The sequence below is a fragment of the Brucella sp. LJL56 genome (genome assembly GCF_054871705.1).
In genome coordinates, this window is the sequence record NZ_JBTXLQ010000002.1 from 222,339 (window position 1) to 239,362 (window position 17,024).

Consider the following 17,024-nt stretch of genomic DNA (forward strand, 5'->3'; position numbering starts at 1 on the left):
ATTATGGAAGCAGAATGGTGGTTCCAGTCGTCTTGCGGGCCTCCAAATCCTCATGTGCCTTGCCCGCATCCTTGAGCGCATAGGTCTGATTGATCTCGATCTTGACGGCTCCGCTTCCGACTACATCGAAAAGCTCTGCAGCCGTCTTTTCAAGGTCCGCCCGCTTGGCGATGTAATTGAATAGCGTTGGACGTGTGGCGAACAGCGAACCCTTCTGCGCCAGAATGCCTAGATCGAACGGTGGAATGACGCCAGACGATTGTCCGAAGCAGGCAAACATACCGAGAGGCTTCAGCACGTCGAGCGAGCCCATATAAGTATCGCGCCCAACAGAATCATAGACGACGTCAACACCCACTCCGTCGGTCAGTTCCTTCACCTTTTCGGCAAAGTTCTCGGTACGGTAGTTGATGACATGGTCGTAGCCATGCTTTCTGGCCAGCGCGATCTTTTCTTCCGATCCCGCCGTACCGATGACCTTGGCGCCAAGGTGTTTCGCCCATTGTCCGGCAATCAGCCCGACCCCGCCAGCAGCCGCGTGAAACAGTATCGTCTGCCCCGGCTCCACCTTGAATGTACGCCGCAGAAGATATTGCGCCGTCATGCCCTTCAACATCATGGAGGCGGCGGTCTTCAGGTCAACATTATCTGGAACCTTGACCAGCCGGTCGGCTGGCAGAATGCGCTCGTCCGCATAGGAACCCGGCGTTGCCACATAGGCAACACGGTCACCGACTTGAACATCCCCCGCGCCCGGACCAACCGCAATGACCGTGCCAGCACCTTCATTGCCGGGCGTAAACGGCATCTGGGCCGCCTTGTAAAGCCCGGTGCGAAAATAGACGTCGATAAAGTTCAGACCGACGGCTTCGTGGCGCACTTTCGCCTCGCCCGGACCGGGTTCGCCAATCTCGATCTGTTCATACTTCATGACTTCCGGCCCACCGGTCTGATGGACGCGAATGGCATTGATCATCATGCTTCTCCAGTCTTCCTTGCGGCAGCGGCTTTCTCAGCCGCGATGACAGTAGCAGTCCGTCCCAGTCCGGGAAAAAACTGCATGACAGCACCGATGAAGTAGATGTAGAGGCCCGTCACGGATATGCCGACACGGACCCACAACGGCGCGTCCAGAGTATAATAGAGCGCAGCCGCACCAAATGCACACCAAAGCAGGAAAACCGTCAGATTAAGCGGCCGCAGGCGCACGACACGTACCGGGTGCAGGAAATTGATCGGCAGGAACGAAAGGATTGCCGACGCGACAACCGTTGCGAAGGCGACCCATTCACCCGGTCTGACGATGAAAAGCGTAAAGACCACCATATTCCAGACCACCGGAAACCCTTTGAAGAAGTTCTCCTTTGTCTTCATGCCGGTGTCGGCATAGTAAATCGCGCTCGAAACCACGATAATGGCACCGGATATGAACGACAGATACGTTCCCATGAATCCGCTTTGATAGAGCGCGAAAGCCGGTATCAGAACGTAGGTGACATAATCGATGATATTGTCGAGAAGTTCACCAGACCAGTTTGGCAGAACATATTTGACCTCGAGCTTGCGCGCGATGGGACCATCGATACCGTCGACGAAAAGCGCCAGCCCCAGCCACCACCACATCGCCGTATAGCGCCCGTCACTGGCCGCCACGATGGAAAGGAACGCCAGAAACGAACCCGATGCCGTCAGAAGATGAACCGAAAACGCCTTGGCTTGCGGCGCGGTGACTTTCTTGGCTTTGAGTTTTCCGGTCAGTTTGGTTTTCACGCCATCCGCCATTTCAATTTGTCGCCGCGCATATCCCGCCCAAGATAATTCCCAAGCCAGCGAGTGCATTTCATCTATCGGGGAACGCGTACACCAAACAAATTGGCGTTCCCCACCCTCAAGATCATCCAACAGATTCCCAATCAAGAAAAGCCGTGAACTTGCAGCAGCTTTCCCTGAATAAGCACAAAAGAGCAAGTAAGGCGTGAGGCAAATCCGCCATAATCCCACGGAAGAATGGCCTTTGGACTACATTTCGGTTTAAGTGCACCTCAAACGCATCTGACTGGAATCATCAGACGATGCGAGATGCGTAGCGAACGGTCACGAGGTCTGCACTGTCGGACCAGGGATGAAATACGATGAACGATCTTGTTGTGAACAAGCCTCTCACCGACATTGTCATCAGCGGCGGCGGCCCCGCCGGAATGATGGCAGCTCTGGCACTTGGAGCGAAAGGCTATCGCACTGTGTTGCTGGGACCGGAGACCGACAAAGGTGATCGTCGTACCACCGCGCTCATGATGCCTGCCATCCGACTGCTGGAAGGACTGGGCGTCTGGTCGCATATCGAGCCGGAAGCGGCAGCTCTTGCCTCCATGCGCATTATCGATGCGACGCGCCGCCTCGTGAGAAGCCCGGTTGTGACCTTCCGTGCCGGCGAAATCGATGAAGCTGCATTTGGCTACAATATCCCGAATGCCGTTTTGAACGAGAAACTGGCAGAGGCCGTCGCACGTAATCCGAATGTTCAACGCATCAATGCCCCAGTTATCGAATATCGCCACAATGGCGACCATGTGACCATCACGCTTTCAGGCGGCGACACATTGCATACACGGCTGGTCGTAGCGGCGGACGGGCGCAATTCCATGGCTCGCGAAGCGGCAGGCATCCGCACGCGCCGCTGGAGCTATCCGCAGACAGCCGTCGTGCTTTCCTTCTCGCACAGTGTCGATCATGAAAACATCTCGACAGAATTTCACACAGAAGAAGGCCCATTCACTCAGGTGCCATTGAAGGGTAAACGCTCAAGCCTTGTCTGGGTGGTCAATCCCGGTCGCGCTGAAGCGCTTCTCGCGCTTGATGAAGCTGCACTTGCTGCACGCATCGAGGATATGATGCAGTCCATGCTGGGCAAGATCAGGCTCGAAATCAAGCCGCAGGCCTGGCCCCTTTCCGGCCTGGTGCCCCACGTCTTTGCGGCCAAGCGTACGATCTTGATCGGTGAAGCCGCGCACGTGTTCCCGCCAATCGGCGCGCAGGGCCTCAATCTTGGTTCGCGCGACGTCGAAACGCTGGTCAGGGCCATTGAGAGCGATCCTGTCGATCCCGGCTCGGATCGGGTCATTCGCGCCTATGACCGCGCAAGACGGCCAGACATTCTGGCGCGCACCGGCTCGGTCGATGCGCTCAATCGTTCGCTTCTCTCCGGCATGCTTCCGGCACAGATCATGCGTGGCGTCGGGCTGGAAATGCTTCGCTCATTCGCGCCGTTGCGTGCATTCTTCATGCGTGAGGGGCTGCGCCCCGGCAGCGGTTTCTCGCATTTCCTTCCGAAACTGCCGGGCCTTCCACACCGAAGCGACGGCAAGCGTTCCAGCTAACCTGATTTTCAGATTATCCGAAACATCAAGCTGACAGAATTGCCGGTTCCCGTCGACTTTAATTTGTCACGCGGTGAACTACATAACGTTGCATGGGTATGACACAGATAAAGCACGCGAAATTTCAGATCGGCCAGGTCGTCAGGCACCGGTTATTCCCCTTCCGTGGGGTTATATTCGACGTGGATCCCGAGTTTGCGAATACGGAAGAATGGTATGCGTCCATTCCTGAGGAAGCACGCCCGCATCGCGATCAGCCTTTTTACCACCTGCTCGCGGAGAATGCAGAATCCGAGTATGTCGCCTACGTGTCGGAACAGAACCTTGTGCCTGATCTAAGCGGTGAGCCTCTGCGTCACCCTCAAATCGAGGAGATGTTTGATCGGCTGGACAATGGCTCCTATCGCGTAAAATCACAGCATTCGAACTAAGATAGAACTTTCTTTTAAAGTGATAGCTCAAAACACAAAGGGGCGCTCGAAGCGCCCCTTTTTTATAACAGACTGGAGAGCAGCTTAGTTAGCTGCTCCCTTTGCCTTGTCCTGTTCAGCCTTCATCTTGGCTTCGAAATCCTTCTGACGCTTCTGAACAGCGTCTTGAAGTTCCTTCTGGCGTTCTTCCAGTTCCGACTGCTTGAGAGCTGGGCCAGTCAGGGCCCCGGAGAAACCGGTGAGCGCGACCGGAATCGGGTTTGGCTTGTTCTGATAGTTGACCGAAGTCAGGGTCAGCTTGCCACCCTTCTTGAGCGCATTGATGAGATCGTCGGTCAGCGGAGCTTCGGCAATGCAGCGGTCCGGGAAGCAGATGCCGTATTCGAGCTTGACCGGCTTGTTGTTGTCGATCTGAAGACCAACACCGGCAGGAATCAGGCGACCGATAGGAACAGTCACCTGAAAGATCTTACGGTTGATCTTGCCTTTGATTTCGATGAGGTTGACGGCGGTCAGGAGCTGGCCGGAATCCGCAGTGACGATGTTCTGCGTGTTGCAGATGTCATTGTCTTCCTGCTTCGAGCAGACCTTGAACCAGCCCTGTGGTGGCTGCTGTGCCGATGCAGGCATCGTCGCGGAGGCAAGCAGGGCGAACGCGCCAGCGATGGCAGATGCGGCAGCGATTGTCTTCGTGCTGGACATGATCAACAGGTTCCTTTCAACGCTCTGATCTATAGTTCCCGTTCTGTATTCTTAAGTCAGCGATAGACCGTCACTGGTTTGAAAATGCGGCAACAGCGTGACCCTGGGGATTTTGACCCCCAACAAGGCCCTATCCGGGCCTAATCCGGAGCCGTGTTACAACGACTAGGGGTATGAATCCAGATGAGTTTCGACATTCCATGCTCGGAATCCGCCAAAATCTTTATTTTAGCCCCTACTGTCACGTGACGGACACGCCCTAATTCCGCACATAATGTACGATCATGCTAGTTTTCGGTTCCGAATCGACGCCTCCCAGCGGCGACCATCAAACTTATTTACAATGGACGATTGAAGTTGAACGGATTGATTGCCCTTCTCCGCAAAGTGTTTCTTGCGAGCCTTACCGGAGCTGTCGTCGGCGTGCTGTCGGCGCAGGCGATAGCCGAAACACAGCCGGACTATGCGCTCTCCATGCATGGAGACGTGGCGCTACCGGCTGACTTTACCCATTTCCCGTATGCAAACAGCAATGCGCCGAAGGGTGGTGCACTCACAATGGGCGTTGTCGGCACTTTCGACAGCCTCAATCCGTTTGTGCTGAAAAGCATGCGCACGACAGCCCGCGGGCTGTTTGGGGACGTCGACCTCGGCAATCTGGTCTATGAAACACTCATGCAGCGTTCGCGGGATGAACCATTTACCCTTTACGGCCTGCTGGCTGAGAAGGTTACTGTCGATCCGGACCGCAAATGGGTCGAATTCACTTTGAATCCGAAGGCGAAATGGTCGGACGGCCAGCCCGTCACGGTGGACGACGTTCTCTTCACCTACGACATTCTGACGAAAAAGGGGCGTCCTCCTTACAACAACCGGATGAGTCGGGTCGATAAAATCGAACAGACGGGGGAGCGCTCAGTTCGCTTCACTTTCAACGACAAATCGGATCGTGAATTTCCGATGCTGATCGCCTCATCGATGCCCGTGCTGCCAAAGCACGCCATCGATCGCGAAACCTTCGGCAATTCATCGCTGAAACCACCTGTCGGCAGCGGTCCTTATCTCGTTTCCGGCGTGCAGCCCGGCCAGCGCATCATCTACAAGCGCAACCCAGACTATTGGGGCAAGGATCTGCCGTCGCAGCGCGGTCTCAATAACTTCGATAGGTTGACCATCGAATATTATCGCAACGAAACCTCCCTGTTTGAATCTTTCAAGAAAGGTCTGCTTGATATTTTCATCGAGGCAAACCCGACACGCTGGGAAAAGCTTTATGATTTTCCGGCTGTAAAACAGGGCAAGGTCATCAAGGACAGCTTTGAAAAAGGCACGCCAGCCAACATGCTGGGCTTCGTGTTCAACACGCGCCGTCCAATTTTCGCCGACTGTCGCGTCCGGCAAGCTCTGGGGCTGCTGTTCGACTTCGAATGGGCTAACCGCAACCTTTTCGCCGACCAATACCGCCGTACGCAGAGTTTTTGGGAAGGTTCGCAACTTTCTTCCATCGGCAAGCCAGCAGATGAACGCGAGAAGCAGTTGCTGAAACCGTTCCCCGAAGCCGTTCGTGAGGACGTCATGAATGGCACATGGCACCCACCCGTGACGGACGGCAGTGGCCATGATCGCACGCCAGCAAAGAAAGCCTATGACCTCCTGACGGAAGCCGGTTTCCATTTTGAACATGGCCTCGCCGTCGATGCCTCTGGCAAGCCGTTTAAGTTCGAGATCATGACGCGCTCGCCTGATGAAGAAAAAGTCGCGCTGGCCTATAAACGCAATCTTGCGCGGCTGGGTATCACAGCCGAGATACGTACAGCAGATGACGCTCAATATCAGCAACGTCTCCAGACATTCGACTACGACATGATTCTCGGCGCGCTGACCGGTTCCCTTTCGCCCGGTAACGAACAATGGATGCGCTGGGGTGCAGCTTCGCGCGAAGTTCAGGGTAGTTTCAACTATCCGGGCGTTGCCGATCCGGCAGTCGATGCGATGATCGAAGCATTGCTGGCCGCAAGAAGTCGCACTGATTTTGTGAGCGCGGTGCGCGCGCTTGACCGCGTACTTATCTCTGGTGACTACTACATTCCGCTTTACCACCTGCCCTACCAGTGGGTGGCGCACTGGGATCGTATAGAACATCCGCAAAAGACTTCGCTCTATGGCTACCAACTGCCAACCTGGTGGCGTGCAAAGCCGTGAACGCTCTAACTATTTGTTTCAACCCGTATCTTACCCGAAAATCGCTTCCCACTTTTCGAGATGCGCTTTAACGTTGATGTAATTCGCCCTACATGCACCCGATATATGATGAATATTCAACTGGAGGCTGAGCCTCCGGTTCTTGCACGGAGACGCTACCATGGCCACCAGAAAGATTACTATCGATGTCGTATCGGACGTTGTCTGCCCATGGTGTTTTCTGGGACGCAAGCGCCTCGAATCGGCTTTGGCCATGGTGCCCGACGTGGAGGCAGAAGTGCGCTGGCGCCCATACCAGCTAGACCCTACCCTGCCTCTGCAGGGCAAGGATCGCCAAGCCTATATGCGGGAGAAATTTGGCAGCGGTTCCAAGATCGATGACATCCACAAACAACTGACCGAGCTGGGCGAAGAAAGCGGCATCGTCTTCGATTTCGATGCAATCGCCCGCGCGCCGAACACGCTCGATGCGCATCGCGTCATCCACTGGGCCGCACAGGCTGCCCCAGATACGCAGGATCGGGTGGTCGGCATGTTGTTTTCGCTCTACTTTGAGCAGGGACAAGACATCGGCGATCACGAAGTGCTGGTCGATGCCGCAGCAAGCGCCGGCATGGATGCCGCCGTCGTCGCCCGTCTGCTGGAGAGCGAAGCCGACAAGGCAACAATCCGTGAGGAAATCGACACCGCCAACCGTATCGGTGTGCGCGGCGTGCCCTGCTTCATCATTGACCAGAAATACGCCGTTATGGGCGCGCAAACCGCCGATGCTCTGGCCGATGCCATTCGCCAGACGGCGGAAGGCTTCGAGCCGGGCATTTCCGAAGACCGGTAAACTGACAAAGGCAGCGGTTTAACCCGCTGCGATTTTCGCCATTTGTGTCATGATAACGGCAGCCCCGTTGAGACGTTTTTCCGGCGTCGGCCAGTCGCGGATGAATACAATGCTCTGATCCGGCCTGATTTTCGCCATCGAGCCCTGCTCGCCGATCATCTTCACCAGACCGACCGGATTGTTGAACGTCGCATGACGGAACTGGACGACGACGCCCTTCGGGCCAGCATCCAGCTTTTCGACATTGGCGCGACGGCACAGTGCCTTGATGTAGACGATCTTGAGCAGATGCTGCACTTCTTCCGGCATCGGGCCGAAGCGGTCGATGAGTTCCGCGCCGAATGCATCGATATCCTGTGGATCTTCCAGATCGGCAAGGCGACGATAAAGGCCGAGGCGCAATTGCAAATCAGGCACATAGGCTTCAGGGATCATAACCGCCGTGCCAATGGCGATCTGCGGCGACCACTGGCTGTCTTCCACTTCGCCGGAACCCTTGAGCGTCGCAACGGCCTCTTCCAGCATTTGCTGGTAAAGCTCGAAACCGACTTCCTTGATATGGCCAGACTGTTCTTCGCCCAGCAGATTGCCAGCGCCGCGAATATCCATGTCATGGCTGGCGAGCTGGAAGCCTGCGCCAAGCGTATCCAGCGATTGCAACACCTTGAGACGACGTTCCGCCATCTGCGTCAGCATCTTACCTGCCGGAAGTGTGAACAGTGCGAAGGCGCGCTGCTTGGAGCGTCCCACACGGCCGCGCAACTGATAGAGCTGTGACAGACCGAACATGTCGGCACGATGTACGATCATCGTGTTCGCAGTCGGAATATCGAGGCCGGATTCCACGATCGTCGTGGAAAGAAGCACGTCGTACTGGCCGTCATAGAAGGCGTTCATAATGTCATCGAGCACGCCCGGCGCCATCTGGCCATGTGCGACGGCGACTTTCAGTTCCGGCACGTTTTCTTTCAGGAATTCTTCGATATCCCCCAGATCGGAAATACGCGGGCAGACATAGAAGCTCTGGCCGCCGCGATAGCGCTCGCGCAGAAGTGTTTCTCGAATGACGAGCGGATCAAACGGGGAAACGAAGGTACGGACCGCCATGCGATCCACCGGCGGCGTGGTGATGAGCGAGAGTTCGCGCACGCCGGTCAGCGCAAGCTGCAAGGTGCGCGGAATTGGCGTTGCCGAAAGAGTCAGCACATGCACATCGGATTTCAGCTCCTTGAGCCGTTCCTTGTGCTTGACGCCGAAATGCTGCTCCTCATCGATGATGAGCAGGCCGAGATTCTTGAACTTGATCGAGTTGCCGAGCAACGCATGAGTGCCGACCACAATATCGACAGCGCCCTCTTCCAAACCTTTCTTGGTAGCAGCCAGTTCCTTGGTGCCGACCAGCCGCGAAGCATGGGCGACGGTGATCGGCAGGCCGTGAAAGCGCTTGGAGAAGGTCTTGAAATGCTGGCGCGACAGAAGCGTCGTCGGCACGACGACCGCCACCTGAACACCACTGAGAGCTGCGATGAAAGCGGCGCGTAGCGCCACTTCCGTCTTACCGAAACCGACGTCGCCGCAGATCAGGCGATCCATCGGTTTGCCTGCCGCAAGATCATCCGCGACGGCTTCAATGGCCGTCATCTGGTCATCGGTCTCGTCATATGGAAAACGCGCGGAGAATTCGGCATAGAGCCCATCCGGCGGCGTCATCACCGGTGCGCCGCGCATCTGGCGCTCGGCAGCGATCTGGATCAGATGGCCCGCGATCTCAAGCAACCGCTTCTTGAGCTTAGCCTTGCGCATTTGCCATGCGCCGCCGCCAAGCTTGTCAAGAACCGCATCGGAGCCTTCAGAACCGTAGCGCGACAGAAGCTCGATATTTTCAACCGGCAGAAACAGCCGGTCATCACCCGCATAGTGGATTTCAAGGCAATCATGCGGCGCGCCTGCTGCCGTGATGGTCTTGAGGCCAATAAAGCGACCAATACCGTGATCGACATGGACGACGACGTCGCCTGCCGTCAGCGAAGCCACTTCCGAGATAAAATCCTGATCGCGCTTGCGGCGCTTGGACCGGCGGATAAGACGGTCGCCCAGAATATCCTGTTCGGCAACGACTGCGAGATCACCGGCATCGAAGCCGCTTTCAACAGCCAGCACCGCAGCAGTCACCTTGTCACGCGACAGCGCCTTGACGGTTGAAAGACGATCAACCGTCTCGATCTTTTCCAGCCCATGCTCGTCGAGAACCTGCAACAGACGGTCAAGCGAGCCTTCCGTCCAGGCGGCAACCAGCACCTTCTTGCCGGAGGCGCGCAGATCGGCAATATGCTTCACCGCTGCCTCGAACAGGTTCACGTCGGTTGCAGCACGTTCCTCGGCAAAATTGCGGCCCTTATGCGCATCGGCATGAACAATGGTGCGGTTCGATGCTTCCGGAGCGCCAAAGGGCGTGAGGTCTATGCGAAGCCCGCTCGCCTGTACCGCATCCTCGACCGCTTGCGGCGTGAGATAGAGCGTTTCCGGCTTGACCGGCTTGTAGGGAACGGCTTCGCTGCCCGCTTCCTTGCCTTCGGCCTGACGCAGCCGCGCTTCATAATGATCCACCACCATTGTGTGGCGCTCGGTCAGCGCTTCGTGCACCAGATGATCGAACACCACCGGCATACCGCCCGCATGGTCGAAGACTGTTTCCAGCCGGTCGTAGAACAACGGCAGCCAGTGTTCCATGCCCGCAAAGCGACGGCCTTCGCTGATCGCCTGATACAGTGCATCGTCACGCTGCGGCGCGCCGAACATCGCCACGTAATTCTTGCGGAAACGGCTGATCATATCCGGCGAGAGCGTGATTTCGCTCATCGGCTGAAGCACAAATTCCTTGCGTGTGCCCGTGGTGCGCTGCGAAGCGGGATCAAAGGCGCGTATCGTTTCCAGCGTATCGCCGAAAAAATCAAGCCGCAGCGGCTCTTCCGCGCCGGGAGCGTAAAGATCGAGAATACCGCCACGCACAGCGAATTCGCCAATATCGCGCACGGTTGACACACGCTCGAAGCCGTTGCGCTCTAGCCTTGAAGCCAACTCGTTCATGTCAAGCTGGTTGCCCGGACGCGCCGAAATCACCTGTTCTGCGATGGCCGCTTGCGGCGGCAGTTTTTGCAGCACGGCATTGGCCGTGGTGAGAACAATGGCGGGATGCGGTGTCTTCTTGAGTGCCGCCAAAGCACCAAGCGCAGTCAGCCTGCGCGCCGATGCGTCGGCACCCGGCGATACACGGTCATAGGGCAAGCAATCCCAAGCAGGCAGATGCAGCACCGGCAAGTCGGGTGCGACAAAGCTTAACACCTGCTCCAGATCGGCAATGCGCTGCCCGTCGCGCACGATATACATGATAGGCCCGCGTTCACCGATCTCATCCGCCAGACGCGCGAGACAGAACGCCTCGAAGCCATCGGCAACACCATCAATGACGATGTGGCGTCCGGCTTTCGTATCCATACTGGGCTTGAGACCAAATTTGCTGAAAACGGGCATGGATTTTTTAAAACTCTATGCGGTCACGGAAAGCGACGATATCGCGGAAAAGGGGTGTGTCATGTTCTGCTGGGACAGGGCTTTCACCTGTCACCCATTTGAGAAGATCACGGTCCAGCACTTCCAGAATTTGTTCAAATTCATCCAACTGGGAATCGGTAAAGCTGGCAATATACTCATCCGCATATTGGCCCAAAATCAAATCCATCTCGCGCATGCCGCGATGCCAGGCGCGAAACAAAAGCTTGCGACGCCGTACATCCAGATTTCCCGTCGCAAGTGTGCTGCCAGTCATGTCGGAACTGCTCCATTTATCAAAATCGCTGCCGGTATATAGCATCTGGAACCAAACAGGGAACCTGTTTATCAGGCAAGAACAAAAAGAGCACGAAAAGATGATGGCGCAGGCTTGCACCTGACAGCGAAGCAGTTAATGCTCGCCGCCATGCGTCCATCCATGCTCGATCCGTTTTTTGCTTCCGTCCGTTCGCTTTCTGGCATTGGCCCGAAGGTGGCGGTTTTGCTTGGTAAACTTCTGGGCACCGAAGTGCCCGGCGCGGAACCGAAAGTCGGCCAGCTTCTGTTCCTGCCGCCGAACAGCGTCATCGACCGGCGCAACCGCCCCGGCATCGCGCTCGCGCAGGAAGGCGCTATCGTCACGCTGGAAGTGGTCGTCGATCAGCATCAGCCCGCGCCGCCCGGCAGAGGGAATGTCCCGCATAGAGTCTATGCCCATGACGATACCGGCGAGATTGCGCTGACTTTCTTCCATGCGCAATTGCCATGGCTGCAAAAAATGCTGCCCGAAGGTGAAACCGTCATCGTGTCGGGCAAGGTCGAATGGTTCAACGGGCGTGCCTCCATGGTGCATCCAGACTATATTGCGAACCTCCAAGATGCCACCAATCTGCCGATGGTCGAGCCGGTCTACCCGCTGACAGCGGGCTTGTCGCCGAAAACACTGGGGCGTGCCGTCAAGGAAGCGCTGACGCGTGTTCCGCCGCTGCCAGAATGGATTGACGGCCCCTTACTGGCGCGCGAGCGTTTTCCAGGCTTCCAGGATGCACTCAACACTTTGCACCAGCCGGAAGATCCGTCCGACATTGCGCTTGAAGGCATCACGCGGCGAAGGCTGGCTTATGATGAATTTCTGGCTGGCCAACTCGCCCTTGCCCTCGTGCGTGCCAAGACACGCCGATTGTCGGGCCGTCCGCTGGAAGGCACGGGCCGTATCGTAACCGAGATCATGCGCCACCTGCCCTATCGCCTGACCCAAGGGCAGGATCAGGCGGTTCGCGAAATCATCGCAGACCTCAAATTGCCGGAGCGCATGCTGCGGCTTTTGCAGGGTGATGTGGGGTCTGGCAAAACGGTGGTAGGTCTGCTCTCCATGGCACATGCTGCGGAATCCGGCGGACAATCCGCCCTGATGGCCCCAACCGAAGTGCTTGCTCGTCAGCATTTCGCGACCATCGCGCCGCTTGTCGAAAAAGCCGGGCTAAAAGCCGCCCTGCTGACTGGCCGCGAGAAAGGTCGCGACCGGAATGCCGTGCTGGAAGGCTTGAAGAATGGCGAGATCGATATTGTCATCGGCACGCACGCGCTGTTTCAGGAAAAAGTTGAGTATCACGACCTCGTTCTAGTCATCATCGACGAGCAACACCGCTTCGGTGTGCATCAACGCCTGATGCTGACCGCAAAGGGCTCAGCCCCCGATATGCTGGTGATGACAGCAACCCCAATCCCGCGCACGCTGGTTCTGACCGCCTTCGGCGACATGGACGTTTCCAAACTGACCGAAAAGCCCGCCGGACGCCAGCCCATCACCACGGCAATCCTGCCGATGGAGCGCATGGGTGAACTGGTGGAGCGCATCCGTAAAGCAGTGCAGGAAGGCCAAAAAGCCTACTGGATTTGCCCCTTGGTGGAAGAATCCGAACTCGTTGAACTGATATCGGCGGAAGAGCGGTTTGAAAGCCTCAAATCCATCTTCGGCGACCGCATCGGCCTTATCCATGGCCGCATGAGCGGCACCGAAAAGGACGAAGCCATGTGCGCCTTCAAGCAAGGCGAAACACGGCTTCTGGTTGCGACTACCGTTATTGAAGTCGGTGTGGACGTGCCCGATGCAACCATCATCGTCATCGAACATGCCGAGCGGTTCGGCCTGTCGCAATTGCACCAGTTGCGTGGGCGCGTGGGGCGCGGCGACAAGCCGTCGACGTGTCTCCTGCTCTACAAGGGACCGCTGGGCGAAATCGGTCAGGCGCGGTTGAAAGTGATGCGCGAGACAGAAGACGGTTTCCGCATTGCCGAAGAAGATCTGAAACTACGTGGCGAAGGCGAGTTGCTCGGCACCCGCCAATCCGGCACGCCGGGCTTCCGTCTGGCTTCCATCGAAGCACATGGCGATCTGCTGGAAATCGCCCGCAAGGACGCCCGCTATGTTTTGACCAGCGATCCCGATCTGGAATCCGAGCGTGGTCAAGCTTTGCGTGTGCTGCTCTATCTGTTTGGACGCGATGAGGCGATAAGGCTGATTCGAGCTGGATAAAAAATGGCCGCTGATGCGGCCATTCTATGAACTTATCAAGAAAATTCTATAACAAGCTGATTTTATTCAACTGTTACCGATTTTGCCAGATTGCGGGGCTGATCGACGTCGGTGCCCATCAGGATAGCGGTGTGATAGGCCAGCATCTGGATCGGCAGCGCATAGATCAACGGTGTAATGAATTCCGGCACGTCCGGTAGGACGATGGTCGCCATCGTATCGACGCTGGCGCTTGCTGCCCCCTTCTTGTCGGTGATCAGAATGATGCGACCGCCACGCGCAGCCACTTCCTGCATGTTGGAAACGGTCTTCTCATAGAGACGATCCGACGGTGCAATGACGATCACTGGCATGGTTTCGTCGATAAGAGCAATCGGTCCGTGCTTCAACTCGCCAGCAGCATAGCCTTCGGCATGAATATAGGAGATTTCCTTGAGCTTCAGTGCACCTTCCATGGCGAGCGGGAAAGACGTTCCGCGGCCGAGATAAAGCACATGATTGACCTTGGCGAGTTCATGGCAGACCGCAGCGATCTGGTCTTCCAGCTTCAGCACCTGATTGAGGAAACGCGGCGCTTCGGAAAGCTGGCGCACCAGCTCCTGTTCGCGCGCATCGTCAATCGTGCTGCGCGCCTTGGCGGCTGCGATGACCAGCGATGCCATAGCCGAAAGCTGGCAGGTGAAAGCCTTCGTAGAGGCAACGCCGATTTCTGGGCCCGCGAGCGTCGGGAACACGGCATCGGATTCACGCGCGATGGTCGAGCCGGTTACATTGACGATGGAAGCAATCTTCAGCCCTTGCGACTTGCAATAACGCAGCGACGCCAGCGTATCCGCTGTTTCGCCCGACTGCGATACGAAAATTGCAAGCGAATCCTTCGACAAGGGCATTTCGCGATAACGGTATTCGGAAGCGATATCGCTATCGACTGGCAAGCGCGCAATCTGTTCGAACCAGTATTTGGCAACCGAGGCGGCATAATATGCCGTACCACAGGCAGAAATCGTCAGACGGTCGATCTTGCTGAAATCAACGCCAACAGCTTCCTGACGCACTTTTCCGGTGGTGAAATCTAGATAATTGGCAAGCGTATGCGAAATCACTTCCGGCTGCTCAAACATCTCCTTTTGCATAAAGTGACGATGATTGCCCTTGGAAACGAGCATATTGGCCGTCTGCGTCTTCTGGATCGGGCGTTCGACCTGGTTGTTGTTCTCATCATAAATGGAAACGCCCTTGCGGGTCAGCACTGCCCAATCACCATCTTCGAGATAAGCAATGGTATCGGTGAACGGCGATAGCGCAATCGCGTCGGAGCCGAGGAACATTTCGCCATCACCATAGCCGACAGCAAGCGGCGGCCCCTGACGGGCGCCGATGAGCAGTTCTTCATCACCTTCGAACAGGAATGCGAGCGCAAAGGCGCCATGGAGCTGCGGCAGGCAATCGCGCACGGCTTCAACCGGCGACTTGCCTTTATCCAGTTCACGGGTCACCAGATGGGCAACAGCCTCGGTATCGGTTTCGGTCTGGAACTTGCGGCCCTCGGCTTCGAGCATGGCGCGCAGCTCGGCAAAATTTTCGATAATGCCGTTATGAACGACAGCAAGGCGCTCTGTAACATGCGGATGCGCATTGCGTTCTACCGGCTTGCCATGCGTGGCCCAGCGCGTATGACCAATGCCGATCACACCGGGAAGCGGCTCACCGGCCAGACGTTTTTCCAGATTGACAAGCTTGCCTTCCGCACGGCGGCGGTCGAGCTTGCCCCTCTGCAAAGTGGCGATACCAGCGGAATCGTAGCCGCGATATTCCAGTCGTTTCAGAGCATCGACCAGAAGCGGCGCGACTTCATCCTTGCCAATAATACCGATAATTCCACACATGCATCTGCTCCAGATCTGGGTCGCTTGCTTTTGCCAGCCGGTTTAAAGATTCTAGAACGGAACGACAAGTCACGCCATCCTCGCTCGGGTCGTCAGATAGTCGATTTACTTCGATGAGGTTTTAGCCGCTTTGATGGCGGCATACTTCTCCCGCAGGATCTTGCCCCGACCTTCCTTGGTTTCCTGCCGTGCGCGACCAAATGCCAGCGCATCAGCCGGAACATTGTCGGTGATCGTGCTGCCGGATGCGATATAGGCGTTGTCGCCGATTTCCACCGGGGCCACCAGCGAGCTGTTCGATCCGATGAATGCGTTCTCTCCAATGATCGTCTTGTATTTGTTGTAGCCGTCGTAATTGCAGGTGATCGTGCCTGCACCGATATTGCTGGATGCTCCGACAATCGCATCACCGATATAGGTCAGGTGATTGATCTTGGCACCCTTGCGCACATCGGCATTCTTCACTTCGCAGAAATTGCCGACCTTGGTTTTTTCACCGAGCTTTGCGCCGGGACGCAAACGCGCGAAAGGTCCGATTTCAGCCTTGGGGCCGACATTCGCCCCTTCCATATGTGAGAAGGAATGAATGAGCGCACCCGATGCAATATGAACGCTGGGACCGAAGAACACATTCGGTTCGATGATGACATCGGCCTCGACCAGTGTATCGTGACTGAAAAACACCGTTTCCGGCGCGATCAATGTCACACCGGCCAGCATCATCTCGCGGCGTTTGCGGCCCTGCCAGATGGCTTCCGCCTCGGCGAGCTCCACACGATTGTTGATACCGATGACATTGTCGACCGGCACTTCGATAGCCGTCACGTTGAGGCCCTTGTCATGCGCAATAGCTACAATGTCAGTCAGGTAGTATTCACCCTTGGCATTATCGTTTCCAACTGCATCCAGCAGCGCCAATGCCTCGCTTCCGCGCACGGCCATTAAACCACCATTGCAGAAGCCGATCTGCTTCTGGGCTTCAGTGGCTTCCTTTTCCTCGACAATAGCAACCAACTGGTCGCCCTCTTCAATCAGGCGGCCGTAACCATGCGGACTGGCCGGACGAAAGCCAATTACCACGATATCTGCACCATCGGCCAAGCGTGCACGGGCGGCTTGCAGTGATTGCGCTTCGATCAGCGGCGTATCGCCGAAGACAATCAGTAAATCGTCATAACCATTTGCAATCGCTTCACGTGCGGCGAGCACGGCATGGGCCGTACCAAGGCGTTCCGTCTGCTCGAACGCGGAAACCGAACCTGCGATTTTCTCGACCGCGCCGCGCACGTCTTCCGCCCCACGCCCGACGACCAGCGCAACATCGCTTTTGCCGGTCCCCTGGATCGCCTTGACCACATGGCAGACCAATGGCAGGCCCGCCACCTGATGCAGTACTTTGGGCAGGCTGGATTTCATGCGTGTGCCCTCGCCAGCAGCAAGTACAATGGAAAGGCAGGTACGATCTGTCATGGTGTCGTCCAGAAAATTGAGATGATCTTCGCTGAT

12 protein-coding genes are annotated in these 17,024 nt (G+C 56.6%); 5 read left to right on the plus strand and 7 right to left on the minus strand.

Annotated features, from left to right (window positions below; genetic code table 11):
• Window position 1: 1 nt before the first annotated feature.
• Both ACYSN1_RS09670 and pcsA read right to left on the minus strand, forming a co-directional pair.
• Complete coding sequence (locus ACYSN1_RS09670; protein WP_461725863.1) at window positions 2-976, minus strand: quinone oxidoreductase family protein; 975 nt, start codon at window positions 974-976, stop codon at window positions 2-4.
• The gene (gene pcsA, locus ACYSN1_RS09675) at window positions 976-1,782 is read right to left on the minus strand and encodes a phosphatidylcholine synthase (RefSeq protein WP_461725472.1); all 807 of its coding nucleotides are present in this window, start codon (window positions 1,780-1,782) and stop codon (window positions 976-978) included. Before pcsA ends, ACYSN1_RS09670 begins: the two co-directional genes overlap by 1 nt.
• A 350-nt stretch (window positions 1,783-2,132) precedes the next feature.
• Between pcsA and ACYSN1_RS09680 the strand changes: the two genes are divergently transcribed.
• Together ACYSN1_RS09680 and hspQ are read left to right on the plus strand one after the other, a co-directional pair.
• Window positions 2,133-3,377: a UbiH/UbiF family hydroxylase gene (locus ACYSN1_RS09680; protein ID WP_461725473.1), complete on the plus strand. Its 1,245-nt coding sequence runs from the start codon at window positions 2,133-2,135 to the stop codon at window positions 3,375-3,377.
• 92 nt (window positions 3,378-3,469) lie between these two features.
• Window positions 3,470-3,808 (plus strand): heat shock protein HspQ, encoded by a 339-nt coding sequence (gene hspQ / locus ACYSN1_RS09685; protein ID WP_461725474.1) that lies wholly within the window; start codon window positions 3,470-3,472, stop codon window positions 3,806-3,808.
• An 84-nt stretch (window positions 3,809-3,892) separates the two neighbouring features.
• Here hspQ and ACYSN1_RS09690 read toward each other — a convergent pair whose 3' ends face one another.
• Window positions 3,893-4,510, minus strand: coding sequence for an invasion associated locus B family protein (locus ACYSN1_RS09690; protein ID WP_010658835.1), 618 nt, complete (start codon window positions 4,508-4,510; stop codon window positions 3,893-3,895).
• Window positions 4,511-4,861: 351 nt separating this feature from the next.
• On the opposite strand from ACYSN1_RS09690, the gene ACYSN1_RS09695 reads away from it, so the two are divergent.
• Both ACYSN1_RS09695 and ACYSN1_RS09700 read left to right on the plus strand, forming a co-directional pair.
• Window positions 4,862-6,712 (plus strand): extracellular solute-binding protein, encoded by a 1,851-nt coding sequence (locus tag ACYSN1_RS09695; protein ID WP_461725475.1) that lies wholly within the window; start codon window positions 4,862-4,864, stop codon window positions 6,710-6,712.
• A gap of 160 nt (window positions 6,713-6,872) precedes the next feature.
• Window positions 6,873-7,547: a DsbA family oxidoreductase gene (locus tag ACYSN1_RS09700; RefSeq protein ID WP_140019176.1), complete on the plus strand. Its 675-nt coding sequence runs from the start codon at window positions 6,873-6,875 to the stop codon at window positions 7,545-7,547.
• A gap of 18 nt (window positions 7,548-7,565) precedes the next feature.
• Here the strand turns inward: ACYSN1_RS09700 and mfd are convergent, their stop codons facing one another.
• Window positions 7,566-11,078: a transcription-repair coupling factor gene (gene mfd / locus ACYSN1_RS09705; RefSeq protein ID WP_461725476.1), complete on the minus strand. Its 3,513-nt coding sequence runs from the start codon at window positions 11,076-11,078 to the stop codon at window positions 7,566-7,568.
• A gap of 7 nt (window positions 11,079-11,085) precedes the next feature.
• Window positions 11,086-11,373 (minus strand): FAD assembly factor SdhE, encoded by a 288-nt coding sequence (locus tag ACYSN1_RS09710; RefSeq protein ID WP_461725477.1) that lies wholly within the window; start codon window positions 11,371-11,373, stop codon window positions 11,086-11,088.
• Between the two features lie 138 nt (window positions 11,374-11,511).
• Here ACYSN1_RS09710 and recG point away from each other — a divergent pair, with 138 nt between their 5' ends.
• Complete coding sequence (gene recG / locus ACYSN1_RS09715) at window positions 11,512-13,632, plus strand: ATP-dependent DNA helicase RecG (protein WP_461725478.1); 2,121 nt, start codon at window positions 11,512-11,514, stop codon at window positions 13,630-13,632.
• Between the two features lie 62 nt (window positions 13,633-13,694).
• Here the strand turns inward: recG and glmS are convergent, their stop codons facing one another.
• Together glmS and glmU are read right to left on the minus strand one after the other, a co-directional pair.
• A complete protein-coding gene (gene glmS, locus ACYSN1_RS09720; RefSeq protein WP_461725479.1) occupies window positions 13,695-15,518 on the minus strand; it encodes a glutamine--fructose-6-phosphate transaminase (isomerizing) in 1,824 nt (607 codons plus the stop codon).
• A gap of 105 nt (window positions 15,519-15,623) precedes the next feature.
• Window positions 15,624-16,988, minus strand: coding sequence for a bifunctional UDP-N-acetylglucosamine diphosphorylase/glucosamine-1-phosphate N-acetyltransferase GlmU (glmU, locus tag ACYSN1_RS09725; RefSeq protein ID WP_461725480.1), 1,365 nt, complete (start codon window positions 16,986-16,988; stop codon window positions 15,624-15,626).
• Between the last annotated feature and the right edge of the window lie 36 nt (window positions 16,989-17,024).